Annotated in this window: 12 protein-coding genes; 5 read left to right on the forward strand and 7 right to left on the reverse strand. The window is 48.9% G+C overall.

Annotation, left to right across the window (positions count from 1 at the left end; translation table 11 throughout):
- Window positions 1-7 precede the first annotated feature (7 nt).
- Entirely contained in the window at window positions 8-1,900 is a 1,893-nt protein-coding gene (locus BUC30_RS03765; protein ID WP_073423591.1) for an AIPR family protein, read from the reverse strand.
- A 255-nt stretch (window positions 1,901-2,155) separates the two neighbouring features.
- On the opposite strand from BUC30_RS03765, the gene BUC30_RS03770 reads away from it, so the two are divergent.
- From BUC30_RS03770 to BUC30_RS03780, 3 genes are read left to right on the forward strand one after another with little or no spacing between them, the layout of a single operon-like run.
- Complete coding sequence (locus BUC30_RS03770) at window positions 2,156-2,908, forward strand: leucine-rich repeat domain-containing protein (RefSeq protein WP_073423592.1); 753 nt, start codon at window positions 2,156-2,158, stop codon at window positions 2,906-2,908.
- A gap of 35 nt (window positions 2,909-2,943) precedes the next feature.
- Complete coding sequence (locus BUC30_RS15745; RefSeq protein WP_083555530.1) at window positions 2,944-4,296, forward strand: S41 family peptidase; 1,353 nt, start codon at window positions 2,944-2,946, stop codon at window positions 4,294-4,296.
- Window positions 4,245-5,633 carry a S41 family peptidase gene (locus tag BUC30_RS03780; RefSeq protein WP_073423593.1) on the forward strand — a complete coding sequence of 463 codons (1,389 nt, stop codon included), beginning with the start codon at window positions 4,245-4,247 and terminating at the stop codon, window positions 5,631-5,633. The genes BUC30_RS15745 and BUC30_RS03780 overlap by 52 nt, the downstream gene beginning before the upstream one ends.
- Window positions 5,634-5,636: 3 nt before the next feature.
- On the opposite strand, the gene BUC30_RS03785 is transcribed toward BUC30_RS03780, so the two are convergent.
- The gene (locus tag BUC30_RS03785; RefSeq protein ID WP_073423594.1) at window positions 5,637-6,944 is read right to left on the reverse strand and encodes a M23 family metallopeptidase; all 1,308 of its coding nucleotides are present in this window, start codon (window positions 6,942-6,944) and stop codon (window positions 5,637-5,639) included.
- Window positions 6,945-7,172: 228 nt separating this feature from the next.
- A complete protein-coding gene (locus BUC30_RS03790; protein ID WP_073423595.1) occupies window positions 7,173-7,964 on the reverse strand; it encodes an FKBP-type peptidyl-prolyl cis-trans isomerase in 792 nt (263 codons plus the stop codon).
- Window positions 7,965-8,092: 128 nt separating this feature from the next.
- Between BUC30_RS03790 and glmS the strand changes: the two genes are divergently transcribed.
- The gene (glmS, locus tag BUC30_RS03795; RefSeq protein ID WP_073423596.1) at window positions 8,093-9,922 is read left to right on the forward strand and encodes a glutamine--fructose-6-phosphate transaminase (isomerizing); all 1,830 of its coding nucleotides are present in this window, start codon (window positions 8,093-8,095) and stop codon (window positions 9,920-9,922) included.
- A 113-nt stretch (window positions 9,923-10,035) separates the two neighbouring features.
- Window positions 10,036-12,039: a segregation and condensation protein A gene (locus BUC30_RS03800; RefSeq protein ID WP_073423597.1), complete on the forward strand. Its 2,004-nt coding sequence runs from the start codon at window positions 10,036-10,038 to the stop codon at window positions 12,037-12,039.
- 14 nt (window positions 12,040-12,053) lie between these two features.
- Here the strand turns inward: BUC30_RS03800 and BUC30_RS03805 are convergent, their stop codons facing one another.
- From BUC30_RS03805 to BUC30_RS03820, 4 genes are all read right to left on the reverse strand, one after another.
- Window positions 12,054-12,686: a GNAT family N-acetyltransferase gene (locus BUC30_RS03805; RefSeq protein ID WP_073423598.1), complete on the reverse strand. Its 633-nt coding sequence runs from the start codon at window positions 12,684-12,686 to the stop codon at window positions 12,054-12,056.
- 91 nt (window positions 12,687-12,777) lie between these two features.
- Window positions 12,778-13,626 carry a TIGR02172 family protein gene (locus BUC30_RS03810; RefSeq protein WP_073423599.1) on the reverse strand — a complete coding sequence of 283 codons (849 nt, stop codon included), beginning with the start codon at window positions 13,624-13,626 and terminating at the stop codon, window positions 12,778-12,780.
- Between the two features lie 11 nt (window positions 13,627-13,637).
- Window positions 13,638-14,495, reverse strand: a complete 858-nt coding sequence (locus BUC30_RS03815) for a TIGR02172 family protein (protein WP_073423600.1) — start codon at window positions 14,493-14,495, stop codon at window positions 13,638-13,640.
- A gap of 191 nt (window positions 14,496-14,686) precedes the next feature.
- Window positions 14,687-15,403 carry a zinc metallopeptidase gene (locus BUC30_RS03820; protein WP_073423601.1) on the reverse strand — a complete coding sequence of 239 codons (717 nt, stop codon included), beginning with the start codon at window positions 15,401-15,403 and terminating at the stop codon, window positions 14,687-14,689.
- Window positions 15,404-15,569 lie beyond the last annotated feature (166 nt).

Consider the following 15,569-nt stretch of genomic DNA (forward strand, 5'->3'; position numbering starts at 1 on the left):
GGATAAACTAGAGGAATACTTCAATGCCACCGCGGCACTTTTCCCAAGCCGGATTCTTCTTGCACAAGAGTTCAATCATCTTGTCGTAAGTAGCCGTATTGGAGAAGCCCTTCCACAAGCGACGTTCCACAGATTCACCGGAATCCTTGTCGATCGTCGTAATGGTATCGTAGTAGGCGGTGTTGTCCTTGAATTCAGAAATCAAGATGTTCTTCAAGTCGTCCGTATAGATGCGGGAGGCGTACTTGAGGATGGAATCGTTGAAGTTGAGTTCGTTTTCAACAAGCCATTCGAAGTCCTGGATCGGATTGCCGTAGATGAGCCAGTGACGGAGTGCGAGAGCGACCACGAGGTCCTTCACGGCACTGCGGAAGATGAACTTGTCTTCGAGGCGGCCATTCCACGTGATGCGGGTCAGCGGGTTATCGTCGTTAGCTTCGATAGACACGCCCTTACCCGGAGTGACCTTGCGGATCTTGATCGGGAGACGGCTAAGGAGCTGCCATGCCTTCGTGAAGGCGATGGTCTTACGGACAAAATCCTTTTCCTTTTCAGGGGCAACGCGCACAAACGCACCGAAGCAGCGCTGGTAGAGCGTTTCCTTATCGAAAATGCAGTCGCTGGAGCGGCATTCGCTGAGCTTGCCATCCATCATGAAGAGGGTCTTTGCAAGTTCCGGGCGCATGCGGACTTCGAGCTTACGGGTACGGGCCTTGAGACGGACACCGTCCTTATAAACGTAGGTAAAGCCTTCTTCCTGGTAACGCTGCCAAATGAAGAACTGCAAGTCGTCTGCAGCACGCAGATGGTAGCTGAACACCGGGTTCTGGCGGTTGTTAGCCATGGTCACCTGGTTCAAGAAGTTGTCGGCGCCCTGGTACGGCACAACGACCTTCACGAGCACCTGCGGATTCACCGGATGCTTGCTCTTCTTGGCATACTGTTCGTACGTGAAGAGGGACTGGGCACCGTTAATGATCTTCGGGCGTTCAATGAAAAGCACCTTCTTGCCATCGCGTTCCTTGAGGCGCAGGTCGTCACCCGTGAGGGTCATACCGTTGTGGAGGAACGGGAAGTCATCGACGTTCACGTTCTTGTCGTCATTCCTTTCCATGGTCTGGAAGGCATCGATAAGAGCGGCGTTCGTATGAGTGAGGTTACCGAGGTAAGTACGGATGTTAGAGCTAACAATAGCCATGTTGTGCTTGGTCTTGAGGCGCTTACCAAGAGCAACGTGGTAGTCAAAAATTGTGCGGATTGGGCAGAAGCCGAGGAAAAGCTCGCCGTGATCAGAAGTGAGGTGGAGCGGTTCGGAGTCCATCTCGATTTCAAGCTTGTCATCTGCGCTACGGAAGTCACGAGTCAAATCGTCATGTTCTGCAATGATTTCAAGCTTTGCCTTGACGTCCGTCTTCCAGAGCATGAGCTTTCTGCGCATGTCCTTGAGCGTGCGTTCAAGTTCGGAGTCCGTGATATCGCGGCTTGCGCGAGTGCGGAGCACCGTAATTTCAAGGGTTTCCATGTACGGACGGCTTGCAGGGGCGTTTTCGTCTTCTTCGGTTTCTTCGTCAGTGATCTTATTGACAGCCCACGGATCAGCTTCTTCACGAAGCGAGAGGAAGAACGGATTGGTCGGATCGCTAGTGCGGAACACGGCTATCTGGAGTTGCTTCAAGTCGGCGTTCAGGTGAGCGACAACCTTTTCAAGCGGAGTATCTTCGTCCAAAAAGATGAAGAATTCCATAAAACCCTGTGAATATTGGAAGCCGTGGAAGCATCCATTTTCATCTAGGTTCAGATGCCGGAGTGCCTTGATTCTATCGTTCGGGTCGTTAGGGTTCAAGCTTAAGAGGCTAGCGACAAATGCTAAGCGGCGTTCCTGCGATTTTGTTAGTTCCATTTTTTCCTCAATAATTACACTGCAATACCAATATACAATATTATTATATATTGGAGTATTCCGTAATTCGCACCCTAAAAATAGTTTCAAATCATAGTATTTGCGTGCAAAAAAGATAAAACATTCAATTTTTTTTTATAATTTAGCAAAAACTCAGTGCTCAAATGTGTAAAAATCTCATTTTTTACATTTTTTTTTGTCGACTTTACGTTTTTTCTAACAAAAAAGCTATGATTTAAACATTAGGAGCTTTTTATGAATTTACTAGATGTTATAGCCAAAGCGAAAGCTGAAAAAGCAAAGACTCTCGACCTTTCCCAGAAAGGCCTTCGTCTGTTGCCCCCTGAACTTTTTGAAATCGAATCGCTCGAGGAACTCAACCTCGACCGCAACATGCTCGTCGAAATTCCGGACGACATCGGCCTTCTCAAGAACCTGAAGAGCCTCTCCGTGAGCGAAAACGACCTCATGGAACTGCCGGAATCCATCGGTGAACTTACAAAACTTGAAAACCTCTACCTCGGTTACAACAGCCTTTCGGACCTTCCGGAATCTGTGGGCAAGCTCGTGAACCTCCAGACGGTGAACATTGCCAAAAACCAGCTCCTCGACCTGCCGCTCGAAGTGGGCAACTGGAAAAAGGTCGTCAAGTTCTCCCTGCACGACAACATGCTCTCCGAAATCCCGCCGACCATCGGCAAGATGACGAGCCTCGTGAAGCTCTACCTCGACAACAACGAGCTCACGACGATCCCGGCAACGCTCTCGCACCTCGAGAACCTCGAAATTCTCATGGTCTCGGGCAACCGCCTGGGCGCCATCCCGTCGGAATTCAGCAACCTGAAGAGCCTGCGTGAACTTGTGCTCGACGCAAACCAGCTCGCCACGCTCCCAGAAAGCCTTGCCGAATGCGAAAACCTCAAGACGATTTCCGTCATCGAGAACCCGATGGAAGAAGGCATTCCTCGCGTGCTCCTCGACAAGAAGGGACTGAGCATCGACCAGTAGCGGCTTCGCCGTACAAACGATCGAAGGATAAAGTCATGTTTCTCCGAATAATTCTAGCTGCTACGCTCTTGAGCTTACTCGGATGTTCGGACTTTATCCATCCGGTCAAGAGCACGCCTGAGCCCACAGAATATTCTTTTAACTACTGGCTCCTGCAAAAAGTATATCTGTACGAGGACGAGCTTACCGACTTGTCCCCAAACGGGGATTCCGATTCCATTAAACCTCAACTTTACGATCTTCTCAAGGACCCGTTTACCACATACGTTCCCCCCACCAAAAGTGAAGAACGAGCCACCGCCATCAATACAAGTCTTGTAGTAGGCGGCGATGTCGGGATGCGTTATTTCTACAACGAAAATCTGGATTACCCGATTATCATCACGCGAGTCTACCCCAAGAGCCCCGCCGGCAGAGCTGGCGTTCCAAGATACGGTCGCATCATCAGCGCAAACGGGATCGACCTCTCTGGAGAAGCTAAAAAAGTTAAAGCCGTTTACGATTCGGTTTTAAGTTATAGCAAAAACATAGACCTCGTCGTCGCACAGAATAACGACACCAATTTGTACAAGCTCGAAAAAGAAACCGTCTACGCACCTACTGTCTTTGTCGACACGGTAGATAGCAAGACCGCAAAAAATTCCTCCGGAATCATCTTCATTACAATTGAAGGATTTAAGCCGACAACGGCAAACCAAGATAGCGGCACATACGGGGAACTCAAAGCATACCTCGACTCCACCGGCTCTGACAAACGAATCCGTGTACTCGACCTACGAGGGAATCCCGGTGGTCACGTGAACCAGTGCCTTGCCGCAGCAGACCTGTTCGTAAAACAAGGAACACTATCGACAAGACGTCAGCGCTCTCTCGACGCCGACGGTGAAACCAAATATACAGTATCGTCGATTAAAGCTAAAGCAGGCGACCCCGGAGAATCCGGCAAGTACATCATCTATGCCAATGGCGGCTCCGCCAGCTGTGCCGAAATATTTATCGCCGCAGTGACCGAAACGACAGACATTCCATTCGTCGGGAAAAAGACTTACGGAAAGGGCATCGGACAGACCAACTATTTCACATACGCAGGCGGGCTGGCGACAATAACCAATTTCGAATTTTTGACACCCAAAGGAAATTCCTACCACAAAAAAGGAATCTACCCCAAATACGAATGTGACAATGTAGCAGACCAAGATTGTGCCATCCAGTATGCCAATAAGATTTACGGTTCAAAAAGTTCCAAGCAAGAAAACGCGCTTACCAAGCCATCCTATGAATTTGTATATTACAACAAAGATAATGCGATTTCGGAATTTGAGGGAGGCTCAATCATATGGGAAAATTCAAGCCATTACTTAGACGCGTTCAAAAAGTCTCAGCATTAATTTGTTTAGCAATAAGCTTTTTTTGCGGCATCAACCTTACCGCTTGCACTTCAGAAAACAGTTCTCCGTCAGGCACCAATTATTACACGCCCACCGTTTCCCGAGAATTTTTATACAACTATTACCTCCTCTTCTACCATTATAACGATAAGGATAAGTACCTAGGCAAGCCAGAAGACTATGTGGGCAAACTTAGCGAAGAGCAGGAAACCGCCTTGTCCCAAAAGGGTATTCCATGGGATTATTTCGACCTTTATTACATGTACGCGCAAATGAACGATCCTTATACGTATTATTTGGATCCAGCCCATGCCGTAAGCAGGATTGAAAACATTTATAATTCCGACAAAATATTCGGTTCTGGCTTTGAACTTGATTCAACCTTGATTTCTGAAAAATATGTCATCAAAAAAGTTATACCCAGTTCGCCTGCAGACAAGGCGGGGATAAAGGTCGGTGACGAGATTACAGCAATCGAAGGTATCGCCCCCACAAAGGAACTCATATACCGCAGGCTTTCCACGGATTATGAAGGAGAAACCATTACCTATACAATCAAACGCGATTCAACGACATTGACAATCCCCGTTGTACTCGCCACGTTCTTGTCTCCAACAGTCGAGCTGTCGTTCAAGGATTCCATCCCCATTATCAAAATTTTGGAATTTGTCCAAACCACATCAAACGAGCGCGGGACATACGGAGAATTTATGGATTACCTCCAGGCAACGCAAAACTACAAGTCTACCGTTCTTGACCTTAGAAATAACAGAGGCGGCAATCTGAATCAATGCGTAGAAATGACGAAAGTCCTACTTTCCAAAGGCGATACGGCGATAAACATTATTCTTTCAGATGCTGACACCATTAACAAAAGGCAAATTAAGAATACAATAACAGCCGTTGCAACAGACGATGGATTTGCCAGCAACCGTTATTTTGTAATTCTCGCCAACGGCATGAGCGCAAGCTGCTCTGAAACCATGATTGCAGGCATTGTCTCGAACAAGAAATACCCAGTTATCGGAACAACCACTTACGGAAAAGGCATCGGGCAACATATCATTGTGACCCCATCTTACTCATACGTTTCAATCACAGATATGAAAACCTATGACAAGAACATGGTCAGTTTCCACAAAGTTGGAATTGTCCCAGACTTCGTCATCAGCGACAACGAGCAAGCCTTAGAAAAAGCAATTGAACTCGCGAAAGCGAAAAGCTTCATTCGTATCGCGGGCTATGGAACCGAAAATACAGGGCATTTTGCCAAAGCAGCTCTCGAACCCGACTCTATGCCGGGATTCTACCTGCTGCCCGGAGAACATATTCAGTAGGAATTACTTCAGCACGCGCATACGGACCATGACGTCCGTATCGTTCACCTTGACCGCCGGCGAAGCAAGCGTAAGCTCAATTTCCTTGCGGATATCAGCCACCTGCTTTTTGAGGCGGGCCATACGATTGCCTTCGAGCTTCGGCGTTGCAATCATCGTCTTCTTTGCCGGGTTCATCCAGTTGCCACGATTGTCCTTGAAGCCCAAGTGCAAATGCGGACCTGTGCTGCGGCCAGTAGACCCCACCTTACCGATAACCTGACGCGGAGCAACCTTCGCGCCGACATTCACGCCACGCACGGAGAGGTGCATGTACCAGCTTTCAGTATTGTCCCTATGGCGGATGGCAATCTTATTACCGCTCAAGTCATCGTAGCCAGAAACCGTCACGACACCAGCAGCGACCGCATAAACCGGAGAACCCTTGGGGCTACCGTAGTCGATACCGTGATGCACTGTGCGACGCCCCGTAATCGGGTGGATGCGGGCACCATAAGGGCTTGTGATATGTAAACGGTCGAGCGGGTAACGGAGACCTTCGAAAATGAGCGCCTCGCCCTTTTCTGTGTAATGGGCATTGAAGGTACTCTTCGGATCCGGGTCTTCATAGCGGAAAGCTTCGTGATGACCAACGGTATGTCCATCAAATTCAGCGTAAAGCACCTTGCCACTAATCCAGATGGAATCCTGATAGAACTTTTCTTCGAGCAAGATGCGGAACTTGTCGCCCGGGCGAGCTAGCTGGAAAGAGACCTTGCACTGCAAAACGGCGCTCACGACACCAACCATGCGCCCAGGAATACCGACCTTGTGCAAAATACCGCTCAGCGTGCTCCCATTTTCCAAAGCGCCTTCAAAAACGGACTGACGGATTGTTACCGGCTTGTCGATACGGCTATAAGTAAAACCAGAATCGACCTTGCTCAGCATGTGGACTGTTGCCGGGTTCGGAGCAAAGCGGAAACGCTGAACTTCGCCTGCAGTATCGAGAGCGGCATAGAACACCTGCCCCACGCGCAGCGCTGCCAGTTCAACAGAGTCCTGCAAGGCAAGCACAATCTTGCCACGTTCCTTTTCATTGATGTTCATGCGGTAAAGCACCTGGAAAAGACCATCGCCCGCACGGACGGTATCGTTTTTCACAAGCCACTTCGAAGTTTCGCCCTGAGCTTTGGCAATCAGCGCTTTCAAGGAATCTGCGGCAGCTTCGAGCTTTGCATTTTCTTGCTTTAAAGCATCTATTTTTTCTTGTTCGTTACATCCGGTAAGTGCAATCGCAACAACACACAGTAAAAAGAAAATTCTGGACATAAACACCCGCTCTTAAAATTTCAAAAGCAAAGATAAAATTTTTTACACCACCAACGAGATGGCGATCCCGCCCCGTCCCCATTCGCGGATCATGACCACATAAGAGCTGAAGCTCTAAGTGGTCAAAGAGAACATGTCCGGGGTGACAATAAAGCAAAAATGACAGGGCAAAAAAATACCCCGCGCGGGTGGGCGCGAGGCATTCAATTTCAAGCGAAATGCTTAAGATTACTTGGCAGCCTTCTTAGCAGCCTTCTTAGGTTCCGGCTTAGCCTGTTCTGCCGGCTTTTCCGGAGCGATAACTTCGAGAAGTTCCATTTCGAACTTGAGGACAGAGTTACCCGGGATAGCACGGTTGCCACGCGGACCGTAAGCGAGATCGCTCGGGATCCATGCGACGACCTTTTCGCCAACCTTCATGAGCTTGAGCATTTCAGTCCAGCCAGCGATAACGGCAGTGACCGGGAATTCAAGCGGCTGACCACGGTCGACAGAGCTGTCGAACTTGGTGCCATCGAGGAGCGTACCGGTGTAGTGGACCTTGACCCTGTCTTCGTCCGTCGGGGTTGCACCCTGACCTTCAGTAATGATCTTGTACTGGAGACCGCTCTGCGTGGTCACGACACCTTCAGCAGTCTTGTTCTGAGCGAGGAAAGCTTCACCTTCAGCCTTGTTCTTTTCGGCAGCGAGGCTGTCTTTCTTCATCTTTTCAGCCTGACGGTCAGCAGAAAGCTTGTTGAGCGTTTCCATGACGATGGAGTCGTTCATCAAGAACTTGGCAGAATCGCTATTGTAGCGTTCCTTGAATGCCTGGATGAAGAGATCGAGATCGAGATCGATGGAATCGCGAGTCACGAGCTGGAAACGAGCCTGGTTACCAAAATGAGCACCGAGAGCGTAGCTGTACTTGTCCTTTTCAGTCACAAGCGAGGTCTTTTCGGCAGATGCTGTTTTGCACGGTTCGCAACCCGTCATAAGCATGGCAAGAGCGCCAGCTGCAACAATCAATTTAGTCTTCATTTTTATCCTCTATGAAAAATAGACTTCCTTAAAATAGTAAAACAAACCACATAAAGCTTACAATAATTTTCTTTTTACCTTTACATTTAGTATATTTTCCGCTGTCAATTAAACTATCAGGAAATATTATGTGCGGAATTATCGGATATAATGGAAAAGGGGAAGCTTTACCGGTCCTCGTCGAAGGGCTTAAGAAAATGGAATACCGAGGCTACGATAGCTCAGGTGTTGCCGTCATCGAAAACGGACAAATCAAAGTTGTCCGTGCCTCCGGGAAAATCAAGGCTCTCGAGGACAAATTAAAAACCACCCCGATCAAGGGTTCCATAGGCATCGCCCACACGCGCTGGGCCACCCACGGCGCCCCCACTGAAACAAACGCCCATCCACACACAAGCTATGATGGAAAGATTTCGATTGTCCACAACGGCATTATCGAAAACTACGCAAGCCTCAAGGCAAAACTCATCTCCGAAGGCATTGAATTCAAGTCTGAAACCGATACCGAAGTCGTAGCCCACCTGATTGCACGCTATTATAATGGCGACCTCAAGTCCGCAGTACTCAAGGCACTCAAGCAGATTGAAGGTACATTCGGTCTCGGCGTCATCAGCAGCGACGAACCGAACGTCTTGATTGGCGCCCGTCGCGGAAGCCCGCTCATCCTGGGTATTGGAAACGACGGCGATTTCTACCTCGCGAGTGACGTTTCTGCCATCATCAACCACACACAGAAAGTCGTTTACCTCGATGACAACGACGTTGTCCAAATCAAGGATGGCGGCTATTCCATCGTGAACATGAGCAGCCACGAAGTGCAGCGCGAAGTCCAGGACGTGGAATTCGACGCCGATGCAGTCGCCAAGGGCGGATTTCCGCACTTCATGCTCAAGGAAATTTTCGAACAGCCCGACGTATTGCGCAATACTATGCGCGGTCGTTTGCTCACCGCCGAAGGCAACGCAAAGCTCGCTGGCCTCGACACGAACATCAAGGAACTCCGAAACATCAACCGCATCATCATCACCGCCTGCGGCACGAGCTACTATGCAGGCATGGTCGGTGAATACATGATCGAAGACTTGGCCGGCGTCCCGGTCGAAGTCGAATACGCTTCGGAATTCCGCTACAGAAACCCGATTATCAAGCCGGGTACTCTCGTCATAGCCATCAGCCAGTCCGGCGAAACTGCAGATACGCTCGCCGCTCTCCGCGAAGCCCAGCAGAAGGGAGCAACAGCACTCGCCATCTGTAACGGTGTCGGTTCGACAATTGCACGTACAAGTGACGGTGGCGTTTACCTGCATGCCGGTCCGGAAATCGGTGTGGCAAGTACCAAGGCATTCACAAGCCAGGTGACCGTGCTCGCCATGATTGCCCTCTTGCTCGGTCGCCAGCGCAGACTCAGCTTTGAAACAGGCGCCGACATCGTGAAGGACCTCTTGGAACTCCCGGATCTCGTAACAGAAACGCTCAAGCTCTCCGACAGCATCGCCGAAATTGCAAAGACGCTCTGCAAGGCAAACAACTTCTTGTACCTCGGTCGCCACTTCTGCTACCCGGTCGCCATGGAAGGTGCATTGAAGCTCAAGGAAATCAGCTACATCCACGCTGAAGGCTATCCCGCTGCAGAAATGAAGCACGGTCCAATTGCCCTCATCGACGAAAACATGCCGGTCGTGGTCATCGCCCCGAAGGATTCGCTCTTCGACAAGATCATCAGCAACATCCGCGAAATCAAGGCACGCGGTGGTAAGGTCATCGCCGTCACGACGGAAGATTGCCACCCGCTTGACGAAATCGCAGACCACATCATCACGGTCCCGAAGACCCGCCCGATGCTCATGCCGATTCTCGCCTGCGTCCCGCTCCAGTTGCTCGCCTACCACATCGCCGTGTTGCGCGGAAACGACGTGGACCAGCCGAGAAACCTCGCCAAGAGCGTGACGGTGGAATAAGACAGCTTTGCCGCAGTTAGCAAAGCTTAAAACGTAAAGCATTGAACGCAAGCCCCTCCCGATGGGAGGGGCTTTGTGATTGACTGTTTATGTAATTTCTATATTGTAGTTCAATGGTTGATTCCGAAGCTCTTGAGCAAGAAGATTATGAAGTAAAAATCGGTTCGTTTAACGGGCCGATGGATTTGCTTGTCTATCTCGTTCAGAAAAAGGAAATGACGCTAGACCAGATTCCCATTGCAGAAATCGCAGACGACTTTCTCAAGTGGGTGAACGAATATTCCGAAACAGACCTTTCCAAGGCAGGCGACTTCTTGTTTATGGCAAGCCGCTTGATGGCGCTCAAGGTGCAGGAGTTGCTCCCGGCCGAAGAACGCGATCCGGAGATGGAAGAGGAATACAACGAAGACCGCGAAAAGCTCATGAAGGAAATGCTGGAATACCAGCGTTTCAAGCAGGTAGCCAGTGGCCTCCAGGAAATGGAAGCGAAGAACTTCGGAACGTATTCTCGTGGGCGCCTCGAAAAGACGCAGAGCGATGACGACACGCTCGCCGACGCAAACATTTGGCAGCTTTTCCGCGCTTACCAAAAGAGCTTAAAGACGAAGATTTCCGAGACGATCCACCATATTGAATTGGACTACGTGACGATTCAGGACCGTCAGCAGGCCATTAACAATTTCTTGAACGTGCATGGACGTGCGCTTTTTGAAGACTTACTCGACAACGATTCACACCCGATTGTCGCAGCGGTGACGTTCATGGCTATGCTCGAAATGATCAAGACGGACGATATCGTTTTCCGTCAGAGCGAACTTTTCGGACCAATCTGGATTTACCGCAAGAAGAACAACCCCGAGTACGCCGACGAAATGGCACACGAGACCGTGTTCTTCAGCAAGGATCCCGAGGTCAAGGCTGGGCTTGTGGAAACAATCCGCAGCCAAGCAATTGCACGTTCCAAGGAAAAGAGCGTGGGCGACCTTGCCGCTACGATGCGCGAAGCCGTACTTTGGACGGAACGCGGCAGGAACGTTACGGAAGAAGACCTCAACGCGATGTTGGAAGGTCGCGAAGACATTTCCGAAGTGCAGGACAATCCGTTTGCCGACATGATTGCGGAAGCGGACGCCGCCGAAGGCGCACTGCAGGCAGCAAGCGCTCCCGCTGGAGACACACAACAGTCCGCAGCTCCAGGAAGTACCGAAAGCGCAAATACCGAACAAGCTCCAGTCAACGGAGATTCGACTGTTCCTGCAAATGATAATGCTGCGGCCCCGGTCGAAAATACGGAAGCTGTTCCGGCTCAAGACGCTACACAGTCCGCAGAAGCATCCTCTAGCGAAGACGAAGCCCCAGTACTTAGCAAGAGTTCGATCCCTGAATTCGGTGCTAACGACGATGACGATTCTGAAGAACGCACCCACACATTCGAACCGGTAGACGAAATCGTCGAAGAACTTGATGAAGAAAATCTTGATGAAGATGAAATCGAATCCGGTAAAGCGGAATCCGTAAAGGAAGAGTTCGCCGAAAGTTCGGACGACTCCAGTGCAGAAAGCACGTTCCAAGGTTTGAACGAGCAGTCCGTCCAGCAGATGAGCGACAAGGAATTTGCCGCCTTTATGCAAAAGGCCCAAGCATTCTACAACAACGCCAGTTCCGCACAGTCTAACAACGCGCAGTCTAACAACACACAATCCGCCGCAACATCCGCGCAATCAACTACAAGCTCAACGCCGGCACAAACAAGCGCCACGCAGCCAACCTCCGCGGCATCTCGCAGCACGTCCTCTTACGGTTCGGCCGAACCAGAAGAAGACCGTTATTCCTCTTACAGTTTCGGCAACGAAATGACAGACGAGGAATACATCGCCTACTTGAACCGCAGCGCCCGCGCAAGCCGCAAGGAAGAATCGAAGCCCGCGGCATCTCCGACGAATCTGGAAAAGCAAACAGAAAACAAGCCTGCGAAAAAGTCCGAGCGCAAGTCCTTCATGCCCGAAGATGACGAAGGCGGAATGACGGACGAAGAATACCAAGCTTACCTCGCTGAACACGGCGACGACGACGATGACGAAGAAGGCCCCGTTGTCTACGGAGCCGGTAAAGATTAATTTTTATTGATGGGCTAAAGCGTTTTCTTCACGCTCCAGCTTTTCATTTTCAAGCCATCACGGATAGCGATATCGCGTTTATCAAAAACCTCAAATTTGCGATTCTTATAAAACGCAAGATTTTTCTCTGAATTTGTAAACAACGTCAGTTGCTTACCTCCATGTTCACGAATGTATTCTTCCATGAAGGCAACAAGCTGTGTACCAACACCCTTTCCTTGAAATGGCGGGTCCACCGTCAGCGAACTACAATACCAAATATTTTCGCCATTGTGCTGGTAATCATGACATGGAGTCCCTGCTGTTTCATCCATATTAACCCAAGCATTCACACGTTTTATGCCAGCGCTAAAATAGACATTCCACCAGCCATGAAGTAGGAACTGTAAATCCGACGGTCTCTTGTAATGCGGATCTTCGAGCACAGCCAAGCCTACAATTTTCCCGTCAATTTTTACCGTCAAGAAATGGGACTTTTGCATAACCGCACGCCACGTTCCGTACAAAACGGACCGTATCACCTTATGCCTCAAGCCCAAATCCGGGAAAAAATTTAAAAAATACTCATAGTATTCATAGGCCCGAAACGAAAGTTCCACAGCATCGCTTAGCTCTTCACGTTTCAGCACTCCAAATTCGATTCCCATTACAAAACTCCGTTCTATTTATATAAAATAGAAACAATTATTAAAGTTGTGTATTTCAAAACAAATTACGTGCAAAAATATTGAATAAACTTTATCCAAATAATTTAGCGATATACGGGTAGGCTTCATCCGGCAAAGTGAAATGCTTTGCGATATAGAACATATAAGGAATCTTGACTGCTGCAAACGGCAAAATCCGTTTCGTGGCTTCCGCGATTTTCTGCGGGTCCGTCGTTCCCAAATAAGCAGGGAAGAAAATGTTCCAATGAGCCAAAAGATTTTCTTTACTCATGTGGAAAACAAGATCCGCCTTTTGCTCATCCATTCTGTGCGTCATGCTCCACAACATTCCCAAATCCCAACCAGGGTCACCATAGCCGAAATCACCCATATCAATCCAAAGCGTTCGCTTTCCATCGGTAATGACATTGCTGATTTGCAAATCGCCATGAAGGCAAGTCGGGGTGTCGAGAACCGTATCGATAAAAGCCAAGGCCTTTTGCTTGTAAAAGTCAGGAACTACAGCCTTTTCAAGATAAAAGCGACGGAATTTTTCCTTTGTAGACACAAGCTTCGTCGTATCCGCTTTCGTCGAATGGAGTTTCTTAGCCATTTCTGCAAATATCAAAGAAAGCTCTTGCAGTCGGCCCGGCTCTTCTGAAATAATTCTCGAAAAAGAGCGTTTGTTCCGGATAAGTTCATATTCAGCACCAAAGCGTTCGCCATCCGTTATCAAGCGAATTGGTTTTGGAGTCGGAACTCCCAAATCAAAAGCTGAGCAAGATGTCAAAAAATCTTTTTTAGCACAGTCCGCTTCGAATCCGGGGTGATAAAGTTTCGCAATCGTATCGCGAGTCTTGTGCGTGTACGAGACTGCTGTTGCGCCTTCTCCCGTCGCTACATAATCATCTAAATTGATTTTTTTAACTTCTTCAGACATAACAGCCTCTCTTAATAAAACTTTTCGACCAGGGAATGAACCAATCCTGCAAACAACTTCTTATAAGCTTCAGGAGTCGGCATCAAGATTGAACGGATACAAGCATCCAAAGGAGCAAACTTGCCAGCAAGAGCAGTGAAGGCGGAAATGTCCTTATTCCCCGTGTAGGCTTCAGCAAACGCATTCCAGAAGCTTTTCAACTGTTCCTGCGACATGTGGAAAATTTCCTGCGCTGCCGGGAACTGAGAATAAACTTGGCAAGTCATGAAAAAATGCCCTATATCGAACATTGGCGAACCGTGACTAAACCAGCCAAGATCAATCCAATAAGGTTTACCATCGGCAGAAATAATCAGGTTGCCCATCTGGAAATCACCATGCAAGCAGGTTTTCTCGTCTTCTATACTCTGAACAAACGCCCGCATTTTTTCTCTATCATCATCTGCAACAAAATCAGACGCATCGATACCCTTCAGGGCAAGATCCTTACGGCTTGGGAAAAACTCCGTATCGCAAATCATCGCATGCAGTTGCAGGCCCAATGAAGCAAGCAACTTAGCCATTTCACTGATGCGTGACGGATCATCGGAGCAAATACGCGAAAGAGACTTTTTTCCCTTAATGATTTCTACGAGCTGACCGTAACCATCCCCCACGCGCACCATATCGAACATACGAGGAGTCGGGATTCCCAAATCAAAGACATGCTGGGCTGCATCACGTTCTTGCTTTACGGTTGCCTCATCACAACGAGGCGGGTTATTCACTTTCAAAAGCAAATCGGGATGACCAGGATGCACATAAGTTTTCCCGTTACCGCCCTCACCTACCTGCGTCCAGGTACTAATATCAATATTCTGGTATTCCATTTTCGCTCCCCAGAAAAAATTTCTCTTTATAAAGATACCGCTTTTTCTTTAGAAAAGGACAAAAAGAATTTAGCTGATACTCCAAATTATTCAATATTGGCGAGTTATTATTTGATATTGGCGAATTTTGCCGCAAAATCAACAAAAAAGCCCCGCCGAAGCGAGGCATTCTAGTGTTGCTATGACAAAATTTAATCGTCGTTGCGACCGCCGAGGAGTCCTGCGCGATACGCCCAGTAGAGCAACTGCAAGATAGACGAGATTGCTGCGGCGACGTACGTGAGGCCTGCGGCAAAGAGCACACCAGAGACGGTATTGTATTCGCGACCTGCGGCAACGACTTCCATGCGGGCAAGAGCCTTCTTGGCACGTGCAGAAGCGTCAAATTCCACAGGCACGGTCACAAGCGTAAAGAGCGTTGCAAGAGCAAAGAGCACCACGCCGACAACCGCGAGAGACTGGCCAAGAGCCTTGCCCATGCCCATAAGCATAATGCCAATAATCACGAGCCACGGTCCAAGATTAGAACCGATGTTGGCGGCAGGCACAATGGCAGAACGGAGCCACAGCGGGAAGTAGCCTTCAGCATGCTGGATGGCGTGACCAACTTCGTGAGCGGCTACGCCTGCGGCACTTGCATTGCGGCCGGAATAGACTTCGGGCGACAGGTTGAGTGTCTTGTTCAGCGGATTGTAATGGTCCGAAAGGAAGCCCTGGTGCTTGAGGATTTTCACGTCAGTAATGCCAGCTTCCATGAGAATGGCCTTGGCGACATCGGCACCGGTGAGGCCGCTAGAAATTGTGACTTTTTGGCCAGCGGCAAAGCGCTTCTTGACCAACAGGGAAACGGCGCCCGAAAGCACGAGCGTCACCACGAGAATCATCATGTATAAAGGATCGAACATCATAGTTGTTATTAGTTGTTAGTCAGTGGTTATTAGTAATTAGTTATTGGTCAATAGTTATTGGTTGTTAATCATTAGTTCTAATGACTACGGACTAATGACCATTGACCTCATTTTTCATTATTCAATTTACAAAAAGAATGGCGAAAGCGACCGTGATTTCGTCACT

Origin of the sequence: Fibrobacter sp. UWB7, assembly GCF_900142945.1 — a bacterium.
In the GTDB taxonomy this organism is placed as follows: domain Bacteria; phylum Fibrobacterota; class Fibrobacteria; order Fibrobacterales; family Fibrobacteraceae; genus Fibrobacter.